General features: G+C 41.9%; 26 protein-coding genes. 12 read left to right on the forward strand and 14 right to left on the reverse strand.

All coding sequences use genetic code 11. The features are described from left to right. Nucleotides 1-22 precede the first annotated feature (22 nt). From IMPJCBKJ_RS07170 to IMPJCBKJ_RS07195, 6 genes are all read right to left on the reverse strand, one after another. Complete coding sequence (locus IMPJCBKJ_RS07170) at nucleotides 23-760, reverse strand: cytochrome c1 (RefSeq protein WP_054554180.1); 738 nt, start codon at nucleotides 758-760, stop codon at nucleotides 23-25. Then, nucleotides 757-2022 carry a cytochrome b N-terminal domain-containing protein gene (locus IMPJCBKJ_RS07175; protein WP_054554179.1) on the reverse strand — a complete coding sequence of 422 codons (1266 nt, stop codon included), beginning with the start codon at nucleotides 2020-2022 and terminating at the stop codon, nucleotides 757-759. The genes IMPJCBKJ_RS07170 and IMPJCBKJ_RS07175 overlap by 4 nt, the downstream gene beginning before the upstream one ends. Continuing rightward, nucleotides 2022-2612 carry a ubiquinol-cytochrome c reductase iron-sulfur subunit gene (gene petA, locus IMPJCBKJ_RS07180; RefSeq protein ID WP_054554178.1) on the reverse strand — a complete coding sequence of 197 codons (591 nt, stop codon included), beginning with the start codon at nucleotides 2610-2612 and terminating at the stop codon, nucleotides 2022-2024. Before petA ends, IMPJCBKJ_RS07175 begins: the two co-directional genes overlap by 1 nt. Before the next feature lie 620 nt (nucleotides 2613-3232). Further along, nucleotides 3233-3625 (reverse strand): 30S ribosomal protein S9, encoded by a 393-nt coding sequence (rpsI, locus tag IMPJCBKJ_RS07185; RefSeq protein ID WP_095209788.1) that lies wholly within the window; start codon nucleotides 3623-3625, stop codon nucleotides 3233-3235. A gap of 8 nt (nucleotides 3626-3633) precedes the next feature. After that, entirely contained in the window at nucleotides 3634-4062 is a 429-nt protein-coding gene (gene rplM, locus IMPJCBKJ_RS07190) for a 50S ribosomal protein L13 (protein WP_054554177.1), read from the reverse strand. A 269-nt stretch (nucleotides 4063-4331) separates the two neighbouring features. Beyond that, a protein-coding gene (locus IMPJCBKJ_RS07195) for an IS3 family transposase (protein WP_166339577.1) occupies nucleotides 4332-5503 on the reverse strand; the annotation gives its coding sequence in 2 pieces (ribosomal slippage) (nucleotides 4332-5230 and nucleotides 5230-5503; 1173 coding nt in all). Nucleotides 5504-5534: 31 nt separating this feature from the next. On the opposite strand from IMPJCBKJ_RS07195, the gene IMPJCBKJ_RS07200 reads away from it, so the two are divergent. Then, nucleotides 5535-5687 (forward strand): hypothetical protein, encoded by a 153-nt coding sequence (locus IMPJCBKJ_RS07200; protein WP_166339579.1) that lies wholly within the window; start codon nucleotides 5535-5537, stop codon nucleotides 5685-5687. An 87-nt stretch (nucleotides 5688-5774) separates the two neighbouring features. Here IMPJCBKJ_RS07200 and zapE read toward each other — a convergent pair whose 3' ends face one another. Next, nucleotides 5775-6863: a cell division protein ZapE gene (gene zapE, locus IMPJCBKJ_RS07205; RefSeq protein WP_054554176.1), complete on the reverse strand. Its 1089-nt coding sequence runs from the start codon at nucleotides 6861-6863 to the stop codon at nucleotides 5775-5777. Between the two features lie 178 nt (nucleotides 6864-7041). Here zapE and IMPJCBKJ_RS07210 point away from each other — a divergent pair, with 178 nt between their 5' ends. From IMPJCBKJ_RS07210 to IMPJCBKJ_RS07220, 3 genes are all read left to right on the forward strand, one after another. Next, nucleotides 7042-7485, forward strand: a complete 444-nt coding sequence (locus tag IMPJCBKJ_RS07210; RefSeq protein ID WP_055020791.1) for a YhcB family protein — start codon at nucleotides 7042-7044, stop codon at nucleotides 7483-7485. A gap of 123 nt (nucleotides 7486-7608) precedes the next feature. After that, complete coding sequence (locus IMPJCBKJ_RS07215) at nucleotides 7609-8961, forward strand: Do family serine endopeptidase (protein WP_138602010.1); 1353 nt, start codon at nucleotides 7609-7611, stop codon at nucleotides 8959-8961. Nucleotides 8962-9059: 98 nt separating this feature from the next. Beyond that, nucleotides 9060-10142 carry a trypsin-like peptidase domain-containing protein gene (locus IMPJCBKJ_RS07220; protein WP_166339581.1) on the forward strand — a complete coding sequence of 361 codons (1083 nt, stop codon included), beginning with the start codon at nucleotides 9060-9062 and terminating at the stop codon, nucleotides 10140-10142. A 67-nt stretch (nucleotides 10143-10209) separates the two neighbouring features. Here the strand turns inward: IMPJCBKJ_RS07220 and murA are convergent, their stop codons facing one another. The 7 genes from murA to IMPJCBKJ_RS07255 are packed head-to-tail and all read right to left on the reverse strand — an operon-like array spanning nucleotide 10210 to nucleotide 14866. Then, complete coding sequence (gene murA / locus IMPJCBKJ_RS07225) at nucleotides 10210-11469, reverse strand: UDP-N-acetylglucosamine 1-carboxyvinyltransferase (protein ID WP_138602006.1); 1260 nt, start codon at nucleotides 11467-11469, stop codon at nucleotides 10210-10212. A gap of 15 nt (nucleotides 11470-11484) precedes the next feature. Beyond that, nucleotides 11485-11742, reverse strand: coding sequence for a BolA family protein (locus tag IMPJCBKJ_RS07230; protein WP_054554171.1), 258 nt, complete (start codon nucleotides 11740-11742; stop codon nucleotides 11485-11487). 5 nt (nucleotides 11743-11747) lie between these two features. Beyond that, nucleotides 11748-12041: an STAS domain-containing protein gene (locus IMPJCBKJ_RS07235; RefSeq protein ID WP_054554170.1), complete on the reverse strand. Its 294-nt coding sequence runs from the start codon at nucleotides 12039-12041 to the stop codon at nucleotides 11748-11750. After that, nucleotides 12034-12711: an ABC transporter substrate-binding protein gene (locus IMPJCBKJ_RS07240; protein WP_054554169.1), complete on the reverse strand. Its 678-nt coding sequence runs from the start codon at nucleotides 12709-12711 to the stop codon at nucleotides 12034-12036. Before IMPJCBKJ_RS07240 ends, IMPJCBKJ_RS07235 begins: the two co-directional genes overlap by 8 nt. 2 nt (nucleotides 12712-12713) lie before the next feature. Next, nucleotides 12714-13262, reverse strand: coding sequence for an outer membrane lipid asymmetry maintenance protein MlaD (gene mlaD / locus IMPJCBKJ_RS07245; RefSeq protein WP_054554168.1), 549 nt, complete (start codon nucleotides 13260-13262; stop codon nucleotides 12714-12716). 13 nt (nucleotides 13263-13275) lie between these two features. After that, the gene (gene mlaE / locus IMPJCBKJ_RS07250; RefSeq protein WP_054554167.1) at nucleotides 13276-14055 is read right to left on the reverse strand and encodes a lipid asymmetry maintenance ABC transporter permease subunit MlaE; all 780 of its coding nucleotides are present in this window, start codon (nucleotides 14053-14055) and stop codon (nucleotides 13276-13278) included. Continuing rightward, nucleotides 14048-14866 carry an ATP-binding cassette domain-containing protein gene (locus tag IMPJCBKJ_RS07255; RefSeq protein ID WP_082389312.1) on the reverse strand — a complete coding sequence of 273 codons (819 nt, stop codon included), beginning with the start codon at nucleotides 14864-14866 and terminating at the stop codon, nucleotides 14048-14050. The genes mlaE and IMPJCBKJ_RS07255 overlap by 8 nt, the downstream gene beginning before the upstream one ends. 248 nt (nucleotides 14867-15114) lie before the next feature. Between IMPJCBKJ_RS07255 and IMPJCBKJ_RS07260 the strand changes: the two genes are divergently transcribed. The 8 genes from IMPJCBKJ_RS07260 to hpf all read left to right on the forward strand — a co-directional run bounded on the left by IMPJCBKJ_RS07260 (nucleotide 15115) and on the right by hpf (nucleotide 21314). Further along, nucleotides 15115-16083 (forward strand): calcium/sodium antiporter, encoded by a 969-nt coding sequence (locus tag IMPJCBKJ_RS07260; RefSeq protein WP_166339583.1) that lies wholly within the window; start codon nucleotides 15115-15117, stop codon nucleotides 16081-16083. A 3-nt stretch (nucleotides 16084-16086) separates the two neighbouring features. After that, nucleotides 16087-17058: a KpsF/GutQ family sugar-phosphate isomerase gene (locus tag IMPJCBKJ_RS07265; RefSeq protein WP_166339585.1), complete on the forward strand. Its 972-nt coding sequence runs from the start codon at nucleotides 16087-16089 to the stop codon at nucleotides 17056-17058. Nucleotides 17059-17061: 3 nt separating this feature from the next. Further along, nucleotides 17062-17613, forward strand: coding sequence for a 3-deoxy-manno-octulosonate-8-phosphatase KdsC (kdsC, locus tag IMPJCBKJ_RS07270; protein ID WP_138602001.1), 552 nt, complete (start codon nucleotides 17062-17064; stop codon nucleotides 17611-17613). Further along, on the forward strand, nucleotides 17610-18164 hold the full coding sequence (gene lptC / locus IMPJCBKJ_RS07275) for an LPS export ABC transporter periplasmic protein LptC (RefSeq protein WP_054554162.1): 555 nt from the start codon (nucleotides 17610-17612) through the stop codon (nucleotides 18162-18164). Before kdsC ends, lptC begins: the two co-directional genes overlap by 4 nt. Next, nucleotides 18154-18675 carry a lipopolysaccharide transport periplasmic protein LptA gene (gene lptA, locus IMPJCBKJ_RS07280; protein WP_054554161.1) on the forward strand — a complete coding sequence of 174 codons (522 nt, stop codon included), beginning with the start codon at nucleotides 18154-18156 and terminating at the stop codon, nucleotides 18673-18675. The genes lptC and lptA overlap by 11 nt, the downstream gene beginning before the upstream one ends. Next, the gene (lptB, locus tag IMPJCBKJ_RS07285; RefSeq protein ID WP_054554160.1) at nucleotides 18672-19397 is read left to right on the forward strand and encodes an LPS export ABC transporter ATP-binding protein; all 726 of its coding nucleotides are present in this window, start codon (nucleotides 18672-18674) and stop codon (nucleotides 19395-19397) included. Before lptA ends, lptB begins: the two co-directional genes overlap by 4 nt. Before the next feature lie 106 nt (nucleotides 19398-19503). Then, nucleotides 19504-21000: an RNA polymerase factor sigma-54 gene (locus tag IMPJCBKJ_RS07290; protein WP_054554159.1), complete on the forward strand. Its 1497-nt coding sequence runs from the start codon at nucleotides 19504-19506 to the stop codon at nucleotides 20998-21000. Nucleotides 21001-21026: 26 nt separating this feature from the next. Then, nucleotides 21027-21314 (forward strand): ribosome hibernation promoting factor, encoded by a 288-nt coding sequence (gene hpf, locus IMPJCBKJ_RS07295; RefSeq protein WP_054554158.1) that lies wholly within the window; start codon nucleotides 21027-21029, stop codon nucleotides 21312-21314. Nucleotides 21315-21316: the final 2 nt, after the last annotated feature.

Consider the following 21316-nt stretch of genomic DNA (forward strand, 5'->3'; position numbering starts at 1 on the left):
CTACCTTTCAAAATGCCCAGGATTAGTGAACATCTCTCCAGTATTCTTTCTTCAGCATGAATGCCAAGATAAATAGAATCACTAGGAAACCAATTACCTTTAGACCTAACGCTTCTGACTCTAAACGTGACGGCTCGCCAACGTAAGCTAAGAAGTTAGTTAAGTCACGAGCAGCACGATCGTACTCGTCAACACTCATTTCACCAGAACCATCTGTCTCAACGCCAACAACTTTAGTCACTGTGTGACCATGTTCTTCCACTTCTTCAGTGATTGGTGTTGGTAAGCCTTGTAGTTCTTGAAGAACGTGTGGCATACCTACCGATGGGAAAACAACGTTGTTTACGCCAAACGGACGAGATTCATCTTTATAGAATGACTTCAGGTAAGTATAGATCCAGTCAGTACCACGAACTCGCGCTACAAGCGTAAGATCCGGTGGCGCTGCGCCAAACCATTTAGCTGCGTCATCTTTATCAATCGCATTTTTGATGTGGCTACCTACTTTTGAGCCATCAAAAATTAGTTGCTCTTGACCAATCTCAGTAGGAATACCGATATCGCGGAACGTACGCTCATAACGTTGATACTGCATTTGGTGACAACCAAGACAGTAGTTCATGAACAATTTAGCACCGCGCTGTAAAGATGCGTTATCTTTAAGGTCAATGTTCGCATCCATTAAAGGAACCGAAGGACCTGCTGCCATTGTCAACGATGGCAACAATGCGAATAAACCGATAATTAGCTTTTTCATCATTTCGTCAACCTCGTTGGTAATGGCTTAGTTTTCTCATTCTTGCTGTAAACAAATAACAATACGAAGAACATGAAGTATGTCACAGTCGTGATTTGTGATAACAGCGTTTTGAAATCAGTTTGTGGTGTAGCACCAACCCAACCCAAGATAACGAAAGTTACCACGAATTGTGCGATGTTTAACTTGTGTAAGCCACAACGATAACGAATAGAGCGAACCGAACCACGGTCAATCCAAGGTAGTAACGCAAGCACTACGATAGATGCACCCATCGCCACAACACCCATTAACTTGTTAGGGATTGCACGTAGGATTGCGTAGAATGGCGTAAAGTACCAAACTGGGAAAATGTGCTCTGGTGTTTTCAGCGGGTTAGCTGCTTCGAAGTTTGGCGCTTCTAAGAAGAAACCATTCATCGCAGGCATAAAGAATACAACCCAACAGAATAAGATTAAGAAACCAACCACACCTACAATATCTTTTACTGTGTAGTAAGGATGGAACGGGATTGCATCAACAATGTCTTTCTTGTTGGTGTAATACTCGTGGAATTTGAATTTAGGCTTATCTTCTTCAGCTACAGTGCCTTTCTTACGCTTGATCTCAACACCATCTGGGTTGTTTGAACCCACTTCGTGTAGTGCAACAATGTGTAAGAATACTAAGATAACGATTACTAAAGGTAATGCAATTACGTGTAGTGCAAAGAAGCGGTTAAGCGTAGCACCAGAAATTACGTAGTCACCACGGATCCAAAGCGTTAAATCATCACCAATAACCGGAATCGCACCGAATAGTGAAATGATTACCTGTGCACCCCAGAAAGACATTTGTCCCCAAGGAAGTAAGTAACCCATGAAAGCTTCAGCCATAAGCGCTAAGAAGATGAACATACCGAATAACCACAGTAATTCACGTGGTTTTTGGTAAGAACCGTAGATCATGCCACGGAACATGTGCAGGTATACAACGATAAAGAACGCTGATGCACCTGTTGAGTGAAGGTAACGAAGTAACCAACCGTATTCAACATCACGCATGATGTATTCTACCGATGCGAAAGCACCTTCAGCAGATGGTACGAAGTTCATTGTTAACCAGATACCAGTTACGATTTGGTTAACAAGTACTAACATGGCTAGAGAGCCAAAGAAGTACCAGAAGTTAAAGTTTTTTGGTGCTGGATACTGTGCAATATGCATGTTCCAAACACGTGTCATTGGAATACGATCGTCGATCCAACCAATAATTTTACCAAACATTACGCCACTCCTTTTTCTTCACCGACTAGAATAGTCGTGTCATCAAGGAAGGTATACGGAGGAATTTCTAGATTTAATGGTGCAGGTACAGATTGGAATACACGACCAGCCATATCAAATTTAGAACCGTGACACGGACAGAAGAAACCGTCATCTGTGCCCTCTACTTTCTCACCAAAGCCACCTTGTAGGAAGCTAGGAGAACAACCTAAGTGCGTACAAATACCAACAGCAACGAAGATCTCAGGACGTTGCGAACGATATTCATTGGTTGATGATTCAGGTTGTTGAGGCTCTTCAGACGCAGGATCACGAAGTTGACCTTCATGTTCTTTCATCTGTTCAAGCATTCTTGGTGTACGATTAATAACCCAAACAGGTTTTCCTCGCCACTCAACACGTATTAATTGTCCTGGCTCAAGCTTGCTGATATCTACTTCTACAGGCGCACCCGCAGATTTAGCTCGCTCACTTGGATTCCAAGACGCAATAAAAGGAACAGCAGCCCCAGCCGCACCAACACCACCAACAACAGAGGTAGCTATGGTTAAAAAGCGACGTCGGCCATTGTCTACAGGCGCATTGCTCATCCACTTATCTCCACTATGATTCCCAACACTTGCCATATTGAGAACATCAGTTACAGCAGGTTAATTTTTAGAAATTTCAAAATAGACGCGATCATAATTAAAACCCTTGATTAAAACAAGGTTATTCACAGTCTCATGCTCGAATAAACCCTATTTAATAGATTATTAATTTAGGTTAGCTCGAGTATGAAGCCGCTGGTTATGATAACGCATATAAAAAAACAATATACTGACCAAGATCAACCTCACTAAGAGGAAACAGAATTCTGCATTAGCTGTTGTTGAACTCACTCACATTACTTGCCCCCCAATTGTAGCAAAAAATTTCATCAATTAACTGATGGATTTAAGCTAATTTTGCTAAATCTTGAAGTTTTTTTACTGTAATACGCACTAATTATTAACAGCGGTTAAATATCGAACGAAAAAAGGTAGTTTTTTGTACTTCAGCTATCAAAAGCTTAAAACCCGAGAAATGAATGTAAAGCTATTGTTGTTTAAAAGCATAAATAATGGAACCCCCTCTCGATCTGCTAAAAACTGACGTCTGAAAGCTGACAGCTCCAAAAACAAAAAACCCAGCCGGAGCTGGGTTTTTGGTATTCTGATAAACGTAAATATTAACGTTTTGAGAATTGTGGACGCTTACGTGCTTTCTTAAGACCCACTTTCTTACGCTCAACTTTACGTGCATCACGTGTAACGAAACCTGCTTTACGAAGTGTAGGACGTAGAGACTCGTCAAACTCCATAAGTGCACGAGTGATACCGTGACGGATAGCACCAGCTTGACCAGTTGTACCACCACCTGAAACAGTGATGTGTAGGTCAAACTTTTCAGTCATTTCTACGTGCTCTAATGCTTGACGAACAACCATGCGAGCAGTCTCACGACCGAAGTACTCTTCTAGAGAGCGCTTGTTGATTACGATGTTACCAGTGCCTGGGCGTAAGAATACGCGAGCACTTGAACTTTTACGACGACCTGTACCGTAGTATTGATTTGCCATGATAGTGCTCCTTAAATGTCTAGAACCTGAGGCTGTTGTGCAGCATGGTTGTGCTCAGTACCTGAGTAAACTTTAAGTTTACGGTACATTGCGCGGCCTAAAGGACCACGTGGCAACATGCCTTTAACAGCTTTTTCGATGATCATTTCAGGCTTTGCAGCTTGAAGCTTGTCGAAAGTAGTAGACTTAAGACCACCTGGGAAACCAGTGTGTGCGTGGTACATTTTGTCTTTTGCTTTATTACCAGTAACAGTAACTTTCTCAGCGTTGATAACGATGATGTAATCACCAGTATCTACGTGAGGAGTGTATTCAGCTTTATGCTTACCGCGTAGGCGACGAGCGATTTCAGTAGCGATGCGACCTAAAGTTTTACCTTCAGCGTCAACTACGTACCAGTCACGTTTTACTGTTTCTGGCTTAGCAACAAACGTTTTCATTTATTAAAATCCAATGTTTTTTAATTAAAACCACAGGTAATTATTATTAATTACCGCTCTAAGTTGAATGCTTTAACCCCTTCGAGTTTAAGACTTTGAGCCATCAATTAGAGGCTAAACTAATATCTGGCAATAGAACGCAACGTGGCAGACGCGGGAGTATACCAGCACTTGAACCACATTGCTATATGATGGTTGTTTTTTATTCGAGAAAATCGGCTATCAGCTATCAGCTATCTGATCTGACCCCGATAAAGTAGACACGGGGTTTAATTAACTTGTTCGTACTGCATGGGACTTTTATACCCTAGGGTGCCATGCCTTCTTACTGAGTTGTAGTATTTTTCAATATAAAAATACGTTTGTGTTGTCATTTCACTACGACTCAGTTCATTTAAATTCTTTATCCACTCCTTTTTATACTGCGCGAAAAAGCTTTCTGAGCACGCATTATCCCAGCAGTTACCTTTTCTAGACATACTCACTGTGACACCTCTATTCGTTAACCACTTCACTGTTTCCTTTGCGACATACTGAGCTCCTTGGTCTGAATGAAAGAGCAAGTTCGAACCATCAGGTTTGCGTGCTGACCATGCTTTTCTCAGTGTTTTAATAACTAACTCGGCGTTGTTTATCCGACTTGTTACCCAGCCAACAACCTTACGAGAATACAAATCAAGGATGACGCATAAATACTGCCAACCATCTTTACAGCGTACTTGTGTGATATCTGATACCCACACGGTATTTGCTGTATCAACATTAAACTGGCGTCGTAATAAATTACTCGCTTTAATTGTACCTTCTTTCTTCGCGCGACTTGTATAGCGTCTCTTACCTGATTTTGAACGATAGCCAACGCTTTGTAATAGTCTCTGCACACGTCCCTTACTGCAATCAAAGCCATGCGCTACCGCTGCCTCCCAAAGCTTTCTATAACCAGGAATGCAGTGCTCTTGGTCGCTGACATGCTTTAGAAATTTCAGTAACGAACTGTTCTCTTTATGGCGTGTGCTAGGTAATTGCTTTAACCATTTATAATACCCAGCCGGCGACACAGATAACCAACTGCACAACTTCTTCACTGTGCGTTTAGCGTCTGTGACCTTGTGGATATATTCGAACCTTATTCTTTTAGGCTGTCGAAGTAGACCTTCGCCTTTTTTAAAACGTCATTCTCCAACTGAGCATCTTCGAGTTGCTTCTCAAGCTTACGAATTTGGCGTTCTAAATCTGCGTATGATTTGTCAGGGCCTTGGTTCTTTAGTGGCTTTGCCGTTTTCTTTTTCGAGGTCATGTGACTTCTCCAACTTGATAGCATGTCAGGATGAATACCGTACTTATTAGCGACCATCTTAACTGTATCTGTGGTGTCTAACGACTCTTGAACGACTTTTATTTTAAATTCGAGGGAATATCTACGCTGTGACTTTACTTTCATGATTACTGACTCCAAAAAGGTGTCTACTTTTATGGAGTCAGATCAATCAGCTATCAGCTATCAGCTATCAGCTATCAGCTATCAGCTATCAGCTATCAGCTATCAGCTATCAGCTATCAGCTATCAGCTATCAGCTATCAGCTATCAGCTATCAGCTATCAAAAGCTTAAAAATCGAAAAATGAATGTAAAGCTACTTCAGTTCATTAACACAAATAACTAAACCACTATCTCGATCAGCTAAAAACTGACGGCTGAAAGCTGACAGCTCACTAAGCTAGATGCTCTTTTGCTAAATACTCTAACGATTGCATTTCTTGTAGTCGGCTAATACAGCGCTTAAATTCAAAATTTAAGTTACCTTCGCTATATAGCTCGGTTATTGGCTTTTCAGCAGAGATAATCAGCGTAACATGACGCTCGTAGAATTCATCCACTAACGCGATAAAACGACGTGCGGCATCATCATTGGCTTGCCCAAGAGCTTTTACGTTCGACAAAATCACCGTGTTATAAAGTCGGCTTATTTCCATGTAATCAACTTGGCTGCGGGCTGTTTCGCATAGTTCACTAAACTCAAACATAGCAATACAGTCAGACACTTTACGGGTTTTGATCATCCGCCCTTCAATTTCAATTTCTTTATCGAGCACACCCGGCTCAGGTGACAACTTATCGAAGTATTCAAATAAATTATCATCAGCTTGCTTATCAAGCGGACTATGGAAAATTTCGGCTTGCTCAAGGGTACGTAAGCGATAATCAACCCCCGAGTCTACATTTACGATTTCGGTGTTGGCTTTTACCAACTCAATTGCTGGTAAGAAACGTGCACGCTGCAAACCGTTTCGATACAGCTCATCAGGCACGATGTTTGACGTAGCTACCAGCACAATGCCGCGCTCAAATAAGGCTTCCATCAAACCACCTAGCAGCATTGCATCAGTGATATCTTGCACAAAAAATTCATCAAAACAGATAATATCTGTTTCTGATTTAAAGATATCTGCAACCACATTTAATGGATTACTGGTATTTTTTAACTTTTTCAGCTCATCATGCACGCGATGCATAAAACGGTGAAAGTGCACACGCATCTTACGATCAGTAGGTAAAGCTTCGTAGAACGTATCAACTAAATAGGTCTTACCTCTACCTACTCCGCCCCAAAAATACAGCCCTTTTATACTTGGCGTGCTATCTTTAGAGAATAGTTTGGCAAACCACCCCTTCGCGGCCGGTTTGTCTGCCGTTAGGTCATCATAGAGTCTTTGCAAATGGCGCACTGCATTTTCTTGCGCTGCATCATGTACAAAGTCTTCACGTTGTAAATCTTGTTGGTATTTCTGCCAAGGAGTCATAGGTCGTTACAATAAAACACAGTTAAATTTGCACAGTATATTAACACGCATCGTATCTCAGGGTATATTAGCCCGCAGTATGATTTCACAATCAAATTAAGCATATTTTAATAATGATTGGACTATAAATGCTTTTAAAGCATTTGTTTTTGTTATTTTTTCCCAAAGGGGTAGATTTATGGGCACAATTACCTGGATAGGTATTCTAATCATCGTTGCAATTTCAGCATTCTTCATTGGTGCTTTTGTAACCAAAAAACAATTTAAGCAAGACGAACTAGAACAACAAGTCGAGCAAGCTAACAATGCACTTGAACAATATCGTCAAGATGTAGCTGATCATCTAGCGAGCACAGGTAAGCTAGTATCTAAAATGAAAGATAACTACGACCAGCTACTGAACCATGTAGAAGAAACAAATAAACTGCTACTTGCTGATAAAAAACAGCACCCAAATGAGCCGTTCTTTTCTAAAGAAACAACTGAGCAATTACAAAACTCATTACAAGACCGCAGAGGCGATCGTTCAAGTGCTGAAGCTCAGCCTGCTGACTATGTTGTTGGTGAAACGGGCTTGTTCACTGGCTCAGAGAAAGTTTCAGAACATTCTAAAGCCTCTTGATGAACTTTTTTTTGACCCCATAGTCATTAGATATAACAGCTTTATATCTAAACCAAGAAAAGGGCTGCTTATGCAGCCCTTTTTAGTTTTTGCTTTATCTCTGAAGTGGAGTAAACCCAGACTATGAAAATGAAATTATCTGTTATCAGTGCTGCTATTTTATCTTCTAGCTTATTATTAAGCCCTGCAATTTCAATGGCAAAACTTCCTGTTGCTGTAAATGGTCAACAATTGCCAACCCTCGCACCTATGCTTGAGCAAATCACACCGGGCGTGGTGAGCATTCAAGTATCAGGCTCCAAAGAAGTTCGCCGCCGTGCGACTCCATTTGATGACTTTTTTGGTGTTCCTCGTGGTGGCAGTCAAAAGCGTGAATTTAGTGGCCTAGGCTCAGGTGTGATCATTGATGCAGACGAAGGGTACGTGGTTACTAATAACCATGTTATCGAAGATGCCGAAAAAATGGTGGTGACCTTAGAAGATGGCCGCGAATATGACGCGACCAAAATTGGTAGTGATAAAGAGTCAGATATTGCCTTGCTGCAAATTGATGCTGAAGACTTAACAGCGCTTAAAATTGCCGATTCAGATCAGTTACGTGTAGGAGACTTCGCAGTTGCCATTGGTAATCCATTTGGTCTAAGTCACACAGTAACATCAGGTATCGTCAGTGCCCTTGGCCGTAGCGGTTTAAATATAGAGGGCTATGAAGACTTTATTCAAACCGATGCAGCTATCAACCAAGGCAACTCAGGCGGCGCGTTAGTGAACCTTAATGGTGAACTGATTGGTATCAACACTGCTATCTTAGGTGCATCAGGTGGTAATGTGGGGATTGGTTTTGCCATTCCATCTACCATGATGAAAAACCTTGTTGACCAGATCATCGAGCACGGTGAAGTGCGTCGTGGCTCGCTGGGTATTTCAGGTCGACCACTTGATGCAGGCCTCGCTAAAGCACAACAGCTAGACGTAAAACAAGGCGCTTACGTTATGCAAGTAATGGATGATACAGCAGCAAGTAAAGCGGGTATCAAAGCGGGTGATGTAATCATTAGCGTTGATGGTACTGAAATTAGTGGTTTCCATGAATTACGCAGTAAAATTGCTACCCTTGGCGAAGGCAAAAAAGTAAAACTGGGCATTTACCGAGATGGCAAAATCAAAACCGTTAATGTCACATTAGATGGTGCATCAGCAACGACTGCTGCTGGCGAAGAAACGCACCCAGCTTTCCAAGGAGCGACATTAGAAAATACCCAGAAGAGTGATGGTAAGGGTGTTGAAGTAACCGGCGTACAAGCGCGTTCTCCAGCTGCTCGTGTCGGCCTTGAAGAAGGTGATGTGATCATGCAAGTGAACCGTCAACGCGTTGAAACAATCCGCGACATGAATAAGATCATCGAAAATACCAAAGGTAACATCGTACTAGGTGTTAAACGAGGTAGAGAGCTTATTTTCGTACTTATTCAGTAAACCTAGTTGATAAATCATGAAAAAATAACAGCGGTGCTTGCCGCTGTTATTTTTTTTGTGCCATCATTAAGGGATTGCTCACTGATAATAAGAATACTGTGCTGAAACTTTTAAAATTTATCCTTCCACCGCTTTTCACTGGTTTAGGCATTGCCTTTTTAGTGGTTTTATTTAGCCCAAGCCTTCGTAGCACACTGTTACCAGATATGAATTTACCTGCAGCGATATCCTCTGAACATATGAGCTTTGCTGATGCAGTACAAAAAGCAGCGCCGTCGGTTGTTACTATTTTTTCAGAAAGCATTTCCAATCAACCGCGCTATAAACGTCAAAACACCGTTCAAGCTCTTGGCTCTGGTGTGATCATGACCCAAGACGGCTATATCTTGACTAACTACCATGTAATCAAAAATGCCGATCTCATTATCGTTACACTCGCTGATGGCCGTCGTTTTTATGATGTACAAGTGATTGGTTTTGATACTCAAACAGATTTAGCACTGTTAAAGATCAGCGCTGAGCATTTACCAAAGATTCCAGTGAACGATAAATTTAAACCACGTGTAGGTGATGTTGTTTTAGCGATAGGTAACCCGCTTAACTTAGGTCAAACCATTACCCAAGGTATTATCAGTGCGACGGGTAAACAAAACTTAATCGATAGCCCTTACAGCAGCCTATTACAGATGGATGCTGCGATTAACGTGGGCAACTCAGGTGGCGCGTTAGTCAATTCAAGAGGTGACTTAGTCGGTATTACCTCGGCACAATTTAAAACTCATGAAAATCTCGATATTCAGGGTATTTTCTTTGCGGTGCCTTACTCGATTGCCAAAGATGTGATGGATAAACTAATAAAGCATGGCCGTGTCGTACGTGGCTATTTAGGCTTTAGTGGCACCGGCATTGATAGTACAGGTAAAGATGTTAGCGATAACTTTACGCCTGTTGCAGGTATGCGTATTTCTCAACTTGATCCATTTGGCCCAGCCTGGAAAGCAGGTATTAGAGAAACAGATATTGTAGTTAAAATTGGCGGTATTGCAGTAGCAAACCCACAACAAGTGCTCGAGAAACTGGCCAATACAGAGCCAGGAAAAGAACTTGAGTTTGAAGTATATCGCAATGGCAAAATCTTAAAAGTAATGGTGACTGTTGCAGAACTCGAAGACGAGCAGTAGTTACTTAGGTAATACAGATACAAAAAAGGCCTAACACTTGTTAGGCCTTTTTTGGAAGTCTTAGCGATTAGCTTGAACGGCGCTTGATATTAGCACCTAGCGCACTCAGCTTATCTTCAATGCGTTGATAACCACGGTCTACGTGATAGATGCGGTCAACAATAGTCTCACCTTGAGCAACGATCCCTGTCAAAATAAGGCTCGCTGAAGCACGTAAATCAGTTGCCATCACTTGCGCGCCTGATAGGCTTTCTGTATCCCCACAAATTGCCGTATTACCTTCTAAGCGAATGTTTGCGCCCATACGCTGTAACTCTGGTACGTGCATAAAACGGTTTTCAAAAATCGTTTCTGTGATGGTTGCACTGCCTTTCGCTACCACATTTAAAGCTGTAAACTGCGCTTGCATATCGGTAGGGAAACCCGGGTGTGGCATAGTCTTAATATTAACTGCTTTTAATTCGCGGCCACGCATATCAAGATAAATGCTGTTATCAGTGACTTCAACCAAGGCATTGGTAGCGCGTAGTTTTTCAATCACAGGATCAAGACTATGGTGGTCTGTATTTTTACAAAGCACTTCACCGCCAGCCATTGCCGCCGCAACCAAGAAGGTACCTGTTTCAATGCGATCAGGAAGAATGCTGTACTCACAACCCGATAGTGACTCAACCCCTTCAATTTCGATACGGCTAGTGCCTGCACCGCTGATCTTCGCACCCATCGCAATTAAGCAATTAGCAAGATCGGTAATTTCAGGTTCGCGAGCGGCATTTTCAAGTACAGTTTTACCATCAGCCAGCGTTGCTGCCATTAGTAAGTTTTCTGTTGCGCCAACACTGACCATCTCCATAAAGATTTCAGCACCTTTTAAGCGACCATCAACCTTAGCGTTGATGTAACCATTTTCAACCTTGATGATAGCGCCCATGCGCTCGAGGCCTTGAATATGGATATCAACTGGGCGGGCACCAATCGCACAACCACCTGGCAGTGATACTTGCGCTTGGCCAAAACGGGCAACTAAAGGGCCTAATGCAAGCACAGAGGCACGCATTTGCTTTACCAGCTCGTACGGTGCAAGCGTTTTATCAACCGTCGCACCATCAATGATTAGTTTGTCTTGCTGCCATTCGACATTTGCACCCAGCGTTTTTAACAAGGCTTCTGTGGTGCCGATATCGCGTAAACGAGGAACATTACTAAAGGTACTTTTGCCCTGCCCTAAAAGCGCAGCAAAAAGAATTGGAAGAGCGGCATTTTTAGCGCCAGAAATAGTGACTTCACCTGCCAGCGAGGTGCCACCTTGAATAACAAATTGATCCATTAGGAGGCCCTGCGACTATTGAGGTAAAATAAATTTTTGTTCGCGTTTCCATTCAGTCGGTGTGAACGCTTTGATAGATACAGCGTGGATTGTACCGTCTGAGATTGTTGACATTAACGGAGCATAAACCAACTGTTGCTTCTTCACGCGAGATAAACCATCAAAACACTCACCAACAGCAATCACTTCGTAGTGGCTACCATTTGCTTTAACAATCACTTCATCTAGTTTTAATTCGTCGCGTAATAACGTTTCGACTTGGCTCGTTTCCATAAATCTCACTCAAATAAGTTTGTGACCTGACCCAACTGCATTAAGTTTTGCAATTGCTCAGGGCTATTTTGCAGTTCAAGGTGAATGCCTTGCTGCTTTAATTCTGCGAAAGAGTGAATTAACCAAGCTAAGCCCGCCGTGTCAACCCTAGAAAGCCCAGAAAGGTCAAAATACCATGTTTTATGCTTAGTATCTGGCTTAACGTTCAGAAGCCGTTCACGACCAATTGAATTTCGAGTCAGTTCGCCACTGACTCGAAACTGGTTCTCTTCAAGTTGAGTAATCTCGACTTTACTCATTGCCACCTTCACCTCTGAACTGAACTGGCAACTGGCTCTTCTGCTCCAATAAATCACTCACATATTCTATACCTTGTTGGCGTAAAATACCTTGTAATTCACTTTGTTTAGCATCTAATAAGCTAATACCTTCCGCAATCATGTCATAGGCTCGCCAATCACCATCACGATCCTCGCGTACCTTAAAATCGATTTTAATATCTGGCTTACCCGGCTCAACAATTTTTGTTTTCACTACTACGACATCTTGGCCTTTGAAAGGCTGCGCAGGTGCGAACTCAACGCTTTGATTAGTGTACTGTGTAAACACGCCAGCGTAAGTGGCGATTAAATATTTTTGAAATACATCAATAAAGCGCTGCAACTCTTTAATTGCTTTCGCTTTTTCTTCTTTATCTTCGATAGCGCGCACCTTTGATACATGATTACCTAATACGCGCAGTGCAGCATATTTGTAGTCTATGTAAGGCATCAGCTCTTCTTCAACGATAACGCGTAAATGCTCTTTATCTTTCGCAATTAGAGGCTGATCTTTAGAAATACGCGCAAACGTATGATCAGATACTTTACGCACCATTTTATAAGGATCTTTTAAATCAATATTTGCATCAGCTGCATTGACATTTAACGTCAACAGCATGCCCAAACATACTAAAAACTTCTTAAACATAATTATTCACTTCCTTGGTTGAATAAGAACTGACCTATCAATTCTTCTAAAACTAATGCTGATTTTGTGTCGGTAATGTAGTCACCATTGGCAAGAGCCTTACTTTCAACACCAAACAGCTCATCTAAGCCAGCATCTTGTTCATTAACTGTCACTTCATTGCCCATACAACGCTGCTCAGCAGATTCTGGGGCAATAACAGGGTTAATACCTAAATACTGTTCACCTAAAATACCTGACGTTAAAATAGAGATTGATGTGGTGTCTGAAAACTTACATAAGTAATTAGCATCAATCGCCATATTAACCACCGGCACAAACTCTTTTGGATGGATAAAAATAGATTCAACTCGACCAACAACCACACCACCTACTTTGATAGGCGCTCTTGCTTTTAAAGAACCAATATTCTCAAACTTTGCGTTAAGTTGGTAAGTTTCACCACTCCCACTAATGCCAGCATTCGCAACTTTAAATGCTAATAATGCAAATGCAGCGATACCAAGGGCTACAAAAAAGCCAACTAATATTTCTAATTTCCGTGAATTCATCTTAATACCCTAATTAGCTGGTAAACATTACCGCTGTTAAAATAAAGTCAAAACCTAATACTGCCAATGACGAGTGCACAACGGTTTCTGTTGTGGCCTTACTGATCCCCTCAGATGTAGGAACACAGTCATAGCCTTTGTAAAGTGCAATCCAAGTCACAATCATGGCGAATACAAAACTCTTAATCATGCCGTTCACAATATCTTGTTGAAACGACACTTGCGCTTGCATGATTGACCAGAAGCTTCCTGAGTCAACACCAAGCCAATCAACACCCACTAAATGAGCGCCAATAATAGCAACCGCAGAAAATATTAGTGCAAGCAATGGCATACTGATAAAACCAGCCCAAAAACGCGGTGCAATAATGCGTTTAAGTGGATCGATCGCCATCATTTCTAAACTTGATAATTGTTCAGTCGCTTTCATTAACCCAATTTCAGCAGTAAGCGCACTACCCGCGCGACCAGCAAACAGTAATGCTGTTACTACAGGGCCTAACTCACGTAATAAGCTCAATGCCACTAAGGGTCCTAAGCTATCTTCAGCACCATAGCCTACTAATACGGTGTAACCTTGCAGAGCGAGCACCATACCGATAAATAGGCCTGACACCATGATGATCAAAAGAGATTGCGAGCCCACCATATATAATTGGCGAACAAGTAAAGGTGTGCCTTTTTTAAAGTTTGGCACATTAACGAGTGCACCAAACAGCATTTGAGTAGAACGACCAAGCGCGGCAAAGCGCCCTAGCGTTTTGTGACCTAACTTCTGGAATAGATCAAGCATTATGCACTCCTAGTAATTCATCATCATACGCAGGAGCTGGGAAATGGAATGGCACAGGGCCATCCGATAAACCATTTAAGAACTGTTGCACAAGCTCAGATTCATGGTTTTGCATTTGCTCAGGTGACCCTTCGCCTATCACTCCTTGATCAGCAATGATGATCACGTGGTCGGCAATACTCATAACTTCTGTTACATCATGAGTTACGATCAGTGATGACAAACCTAACACCTCATTCAATGACTTAATAAGTTTAACAAGCACACCCATGGAAATAGGATCTTGACCAGCAAAAGGCTCATCATACATGATAAGTTCTGGATCAAGGGCAATTGAACGCGCTAAAGCAGCACGACGAGCCATACCACCTGAAAGCTCAGACGGCATTAAATCTTGTGCACCACGCAGGCCAACAGCTTGTAATTTCATTAAAACAACAAGGCGGATTAAATCTTCGCTAAGCTGAGTATGTTCGCGCAAAGGAAAGGCGATATTGTCAAACACTGACATATCGGTAAATAAAGCGCCGCTTTGGAACAGCATGCTCATTTTGGTACGGGCGGCGTAAAGTTCCTTGCGAGTCATGCTAGGAATGCTTTTGCCTTCAAATAAAATGTCACCAGAGTCAGGCTTCAGCTGACCGCCAATTAAGCGTAACATGGTGGTTTTACCAATGCCGCTCGGTCCCATGATAGCGGTAATCTTGCCTTTCGGAATGTTAAAACTCATATTTTTATATATGATTCTATCGCCCCGTGAAAAGGTTACATCCTTGATTTCTACTATTGATTGCGACAAGTCGCTCTCCATAACGTTTTTCACTAGTTTTGCCATTTTAAGGGTTTTTTAGTCAAGATGGAAAAAACAAATCGTAAAATTTTGTAATATTTTCTATCAATAAATTCTAAAGCTAGCTGTAAAGAGCTTAACGACACCTGAAATTTAGTTTCCTTACCAAGCACGCTTTATGCTTGCCAGCCCATTCTTTTACTTATACTTTCAGGTTCGCTTTTGTTACTATTTGCAGTCATCTGTATAAGTAATGTTGGCGTATCGCAATGGTGACTTCTTTTGTCATTTTAATTATTGGCTTTGCTGCACTCGTTTGGAGTGCCGATCGGTTTGTTTATGGGGCGGCTGCACTGGCAAAAAATATGGGGATCCCCACCCTAATCATTGGTTTAACTGTTGTTGCTATGGGCTCATCAGCCCCTGAAATGATGGTATCTGCATCGGCAGCACTTGCTGATAAAACAGATACTGCGGTAGGAAATGCGGTCGGCTCTAACATTACTAACATCTTACTTGTACTTGGTGTCACAGCTTTACTGCGCCCCCTTTCAGTATCTTCAATGACACTTAAACGCGAAATGCCGCTGGTACTGTTAATCTCAGTAGCCGCTTGGTATGTGTTCTCAGATAACTATTTTTCGTTCGCTGAAGGCATTGCCTTGATGATTGCCTTTGCGGTGTTCATTGGTGGCTTAGTTATTGTGTCTCTGCGTGCTAAAAATCAAGATGACCCATTCGTCAGCGAAGCGTGTGAAGACGTTCCGAACGATGTCAGCACTAAATCAGCCATATTTTGGTTAATCATCGGCATGATTTTATTACCAGTCAGTTCACACTTTTTAGTTGAATCAGCCGTTGATATCGCAAAATATTTTGGTCTATCTGACCTTGTTATCGGCTTAACCATAATTGCTATTGGTACCAGCTTACCAGAGCTAGCGGCTTGTATTGCAGGGGTTTTAAAAAACGAAGACGACTTAGCACTTGGTAATATCGTTGGCTCAAATATTTTCAATTTACTCGCCGTATTACCTCTTGCGGGTATTATCAACCCTTCAATTATTGACCCTTCTGCGGCAAACCGCGATGCACTTATCATGATTGCAGCAACCGTTGTATTGATTGCCATGTCATTGAACTTTAAAGGTGCTCGTCGTATCAATAGAGTAGAAGGTGGCTTCTTGTTAGTCGCATTTATTGCATATCAGGGCTATATTTTCAGCCAAGTAGGATAATTAATGACACAACCTAGCTTTATCGCGCAGGGTAAGCGCGTACTCGAAATTGAAGCACAAGCTTTACAAGAAATTGAGCAATATATAAATCAAGATTTCGATAATGCTTGCCAATTAATGTTCCAATGTACAGGTCGTATTATTGTGATTGGTATGGGCAAGTCTGGCCATGTAGGTAATAAAATTGCAGCAACCCTTGCAAGTACTGGCACTCCGGCATTTTTTGTTCATCCTGGCGAAGCTAGCCACGGTGATTTAGGCATGATCACCCGCGACGATGTGGTGATGTGTATTTCAAATTCAGGTGAGACCAGCGAAGTACTCAGTATTATCCCTGTTATCAAGCGCATTGGCGCAAAAATGATTTCATTAACAGGCAACCCAGACTCAACAATGGCAAAACTGTCTGATGTTCATGTGTGCATCAAAGTTAGCCAAGAAGCGTGTCCGTTAGGCCTTGCCCCAACGGCAAGCACCACTGCAACCTTGGTTATGGGCGATGCAATGGCGGTTGCGCTACTAGAAACCCGTGGTTTCACTGCCGACGATTTTGCACTTTCGCACCCTGGTGGCAGCTTAGGTAAACGTTTATTACTTACATTAGATGATGTGATGCACGCAGGCGACGCAACGCCAATCGTTAGCGAAACCCAAAGCATCAAAGATGCATTGATTGAAATGTCAGCCAAGGGCCTTGGTATGACCGCAGTGATTGGTGCAGATGAAAAGTTAGCCGGGTTATTCACTGATGGTGACTTACGCCGTATTTTAGAACAGCGCATCGATATCCATAGCACGGCAATTAGCCAAGTGATGACCCGTTCATGCACAACGGCTCGCCCTGACATGCTTGCGGCTGAAGCTTTAAATATTATGGAGCATAAACGTATTAATGGTTTAATTGTGGTGGATCAAAGCAACACACCAATTGGTGCCCTTAATATGCAAGACTTATTAAAAGCAGGAGTTCTCTAAGCAATGACATTCGCCGAACTATACCAGCCCCTGAGCCCTGATGTGAGTCAGCGTGCTCAAAAAATAAAACTATTAATCTGTGATATTGATGGTGTTTTTTCTGATGGTCGAATTTATTTGGGTAATAATGGCGAAGAGCTTAAAGCATTCAATACTAAAGATGGTTTTGGTATTAAAGCACTCATTAATAGTGGCTTTGAAGTGGCAGTGATTACTGGCCGCCATTCACAAATAGTTCAGCAGCGAATGACTAGCCTAACAGTTCAGCACATTTATCAGGGACAAGAAGATAAGCTGATTGCTTATCAAGAGTTAAAGGATAAACTGGGGCTGACAGATGAACAGATTGCCTATATTGGTGATGATGGTCCAGACTTACCAGTTATGGAAAAAGTTGGCTTTGCTGTCGCAGTAAACGATGCACACCCGCTTATCAAGAAGCTGGCTCATTACACCACATTATTACCGGGTGGCTTTGGAGCCGTGCGTGAATTAACTGATTTACTGATGTTAGAAAACGGCAAGCCGTTAACTAGCGATGGAACCAGCGCATGAATATAGCCCGTATTTTACTGAGTATTGTTTTTGTCTGTTGCATGGTGTGGTTATGGTACCCGTACTTTAACCAGTCAACTGATACAATAACTAGTGAAGACGAGATCATCGCAACACCTGATTACACTGCCGTTGCTCTAAAGCAAACAGCTTATGACGAGCAAGGTAAAATTAGTCATAAAGTGGCAGCTGCAAAAATGGAGTTGTATCAACAATTAGGGTTTACCTTTTTTGAACAACCTATTTTTACTATTTATAGCGATCAGCAAGTTTGGCAAGTAAGAGCCAAAGAAGCTACTTTATACGAAAATGATCAGCTGATTTTTGAAGGGGATGTAGTTGCTAAAAACTTAACCCATAACGGTATGATCGAAGACATAAAAGCAGAAAATATTAATGTCGACATTGATAAAATGACGATGTTTTCAAAGCAACCTGTAACACTAACAGGACCGAATTTAAAAATTACCGGTAAAGGCTTAAAAGCCGATTTAAAAGCCGAAATTGTTGAGTTAACTAACCATACACGAACCATATACTATGACCAATAAACTGAAGAAATTACTCCTGATCCCAAGCTTATTGATTGCCTTTTCGGGCGCAGCTGCCGAGCAAACAGGCGCTCAAATTAGCATTAGCTCAGATCGCCAAGTCGGTAAACTAAAAGATGGCGTTGGCATATTCGAAGGTAACGTAGAGATCGTGCATGGTGATCGTCGCATTACAGCAGAGCGACTTGAGGCACATGGCGGTGACACCGAAGGTACAGTCGAATTAATTATCGCTACAGGCAAACCAGCTTACTTCGAAGAAAAGCAAGCTGATGGTACCGTGATGAGCGCCAGCGCCGAAGAAGTTCGTTATGATGTTGCGAAACGCTTCTTAACACTCAATGGCGAAGCTGAAGTCACTCAAGCGGGTCAAAAAGTAACGGCAAAAAGCATTACCTATGATATGGCTCAACAGCTGATCAGCGCAGAAAAAGACGAAAACTCAACAGATCGTGTACACACTATTTTAGTGCCTGTAGAAAATAAAAAAGACGATAAAGGCCAACCATGAGCACATTAAAAGCAGAGCTTTTAGCTAAAAGCTACAAAGGCCGCCAAGTGGTTAAAAATGTCGGTCTTGAAGTTGAAGCGGGCAGTATTGTTGGCTTGTTAGGGCCAAATGGTGCAGGTAAAACCACCACCTTCTATATGATTGTAGGCCTCGTACCAAGCGACAAAGGAAAAATAAGCATCGATGATAACGATATCACGCTTTTGCCAATGCACAGCCGTGCGCGCTTAGGTATTGGTTATCTACCACAAGAGTCGTCTATTTTTCGAAAATTAACAGTTTACCAAAACTTGATGGCCATATTAGAGACCCGCAAAGATCTTAACAAAACAACGCGCGAAGAGACTCTTAACAACTTATTAGATGAATTTAGCATTCAACATATTCGCGATAGCCAAGGTATGGCACTGTCAGGTGGTGAACGACGCCGCGTTGAAATTGCACGTGCATTAGCCGCTAATCCTAAATTTATCCTTTTAGATGAGCCTTTTGCTGGTGTTGATCCTATTTCGGTGTTAGATATAAAGAAAATTATTGAGCACCTAAAAAATCGTGGTATTGGTGTACTTATTACTGACCATAATGTTCGAGAAACCCTTGATGTTTGTGAAAAAGCCTACATTGTTTCTCATGGGGAGCTAATTGCATCAGGCACACCTGAGCACGTATTAGCTGACCAAACTGTACGTGATGTTTATCTAGGCGAGCAATTCAGGCTGTAACCATTACGCCACCGACTAGAGCATCTGCTAGACTTATACAATGACAATAAATCGATAACAGTGTCCTCACCGTTACCGATAACTTAAAAAGGATTGTTAGGGATACATGAGGCAATCATTACAGCTGCGCATGGGCCAGCAACTTACAATGACTCCACAACTGCAACAAGCCATTCGCTTGTTGCAGCTCAGTACATTGGATCTCCAGCAAGAAATTCAAGAAGCGCTTGATAGTAATCCTCTGCTTGAAGTGGAAGAAGCGGATTACAACGAAGAAAGCATCGGTAAGAATGAGCAAAAAGCGGAGTCTGACGATGTACAAGTCAGCGCGTCTGCCGACGAAGCACCTAGCGAATTCGAGCAAGAAAGCAGTGATGCTCTGAGTAAGGATACGGTTAGCGATGACTTAGCTATGGATGTTACGTGGGATGAGTACATGAGTGCCGCCCCATCAACATCGTCTGGGCCAATGCCTGAAGACGAGTCTATTTACCAAGGTGCTTCAACAGAAACACTGCAAGAATATTTAATGTGGCAACTACAGCTCACACCATTTAGTCCTACCGATGAAGCGATTGCCGTTGCCATCGTTGAAGCTATCGATGACTCAGGTATTTTAACGGTTAGCTGCGAAGATATTGTCGAAAGCTTTAATCAAAATAATGATGAAGAAGAAATCGAACTCGATGAAGTTGAAGCTGTCTTAAAAAGAATACAGTTATTCGATCCAGTTGGTATCGGCGCGCGAAGTTTACAAGAGTGCCTGTGTATACAACTTCGTCAATTCGATGCCAATACGCCATATTTAGCTGAAACTAAAATGGTTTTATCTGAGCATATCGAATTATTAGCAAGTCGCGACTATCGCACTTTAATGAAAAAGACTAAGCTTAAAGAAAACGAGCTTAAAGAAGTGATGACGCTCATTCACAGCTTAAATCCTAAGCCTGCGGATAGCATAGTACGCGAAGAATCTGAGTACGTCATACCCGATGTATCAGTGAAAAAAGTGAAAGGCCGCTGGGTAGTCGAGTTAAACCCAGATTGTATGCCAAAAATTAGAGTGAATAGCCAATATGCAGCGATGTCTCGCTCTGTTAAATCAAGTAGCGACAGCCAATTTATTCGTTCTCACTTACAAGAAGCAAAGTGGTTTATTAAGAGCTTAGAAAGCCGTAACGATACTTTACTAAAAGTGACCAACTGTATCGTGCAACAACAGCAAGCTTTCTTTGAACATGGCCCAGAGGCAATGAAGCCAATGGTGCTAAACGATGTCGCTGAAATGGTCGAAATGCATGAATCGACGATTTCTCGGGTTACAACACAAAAATATATGCATACCCCAAGGGGAATTTTTGAGTTGAAATATTTCTTCTCAAGCCATGTCAGCACCGAAAATGGTGGTGAGTGTTCTTCTACAGCAATTCGCGCTTTAATCAAGAAGTTAGTTGCTGCAGAAAACTCGGTTAAACCATTGAGTGATAGCAAAATTGCAGATATATTGGCTGAGCAAGGAATTAAAGTAGCTAGACGTACAATTGCAAAATATCGTGAGTCTCTAGCAATACCTCCGTCTAATCAGCGTAAAAGTCTGATTTAGACGTTTTACATAGAAGGAAAATGCTTATGCAACTAAATTTAACTGGTCGTCACGTAGAAGTCACTGATTCATTAAGAGACTATGTAAACACTAAGTTCGCAAAACTAGAAAGGCATTTTGATCATATTAATAATGTTCATGTCATTTTAGATGTAGAAAAATTAAGCCAAAAAGCAGAAGCAACTTTACATGTAAACGGAGGCGAGTTGTTCGCTTCTACAGAACATCAAGATATGTACGCAGCAATTGACTCATTGATCGATAAACTTGATCGCCAAGTCATTAAGCATAAAGAGAAATTAGCTCGACATTAAAT

The organism is Pseudoalteromonas sp. MB47, assembly GCF_011319765.1.
In the GTDB taxonomy this organism is placed as follows: Bacteria; Pseudomonadota; Gammaproteobacteria; order Enterobacterales; family Alteromonadaceae; genus Pseudoalteromonas; species Pseudoalteromonas simplex.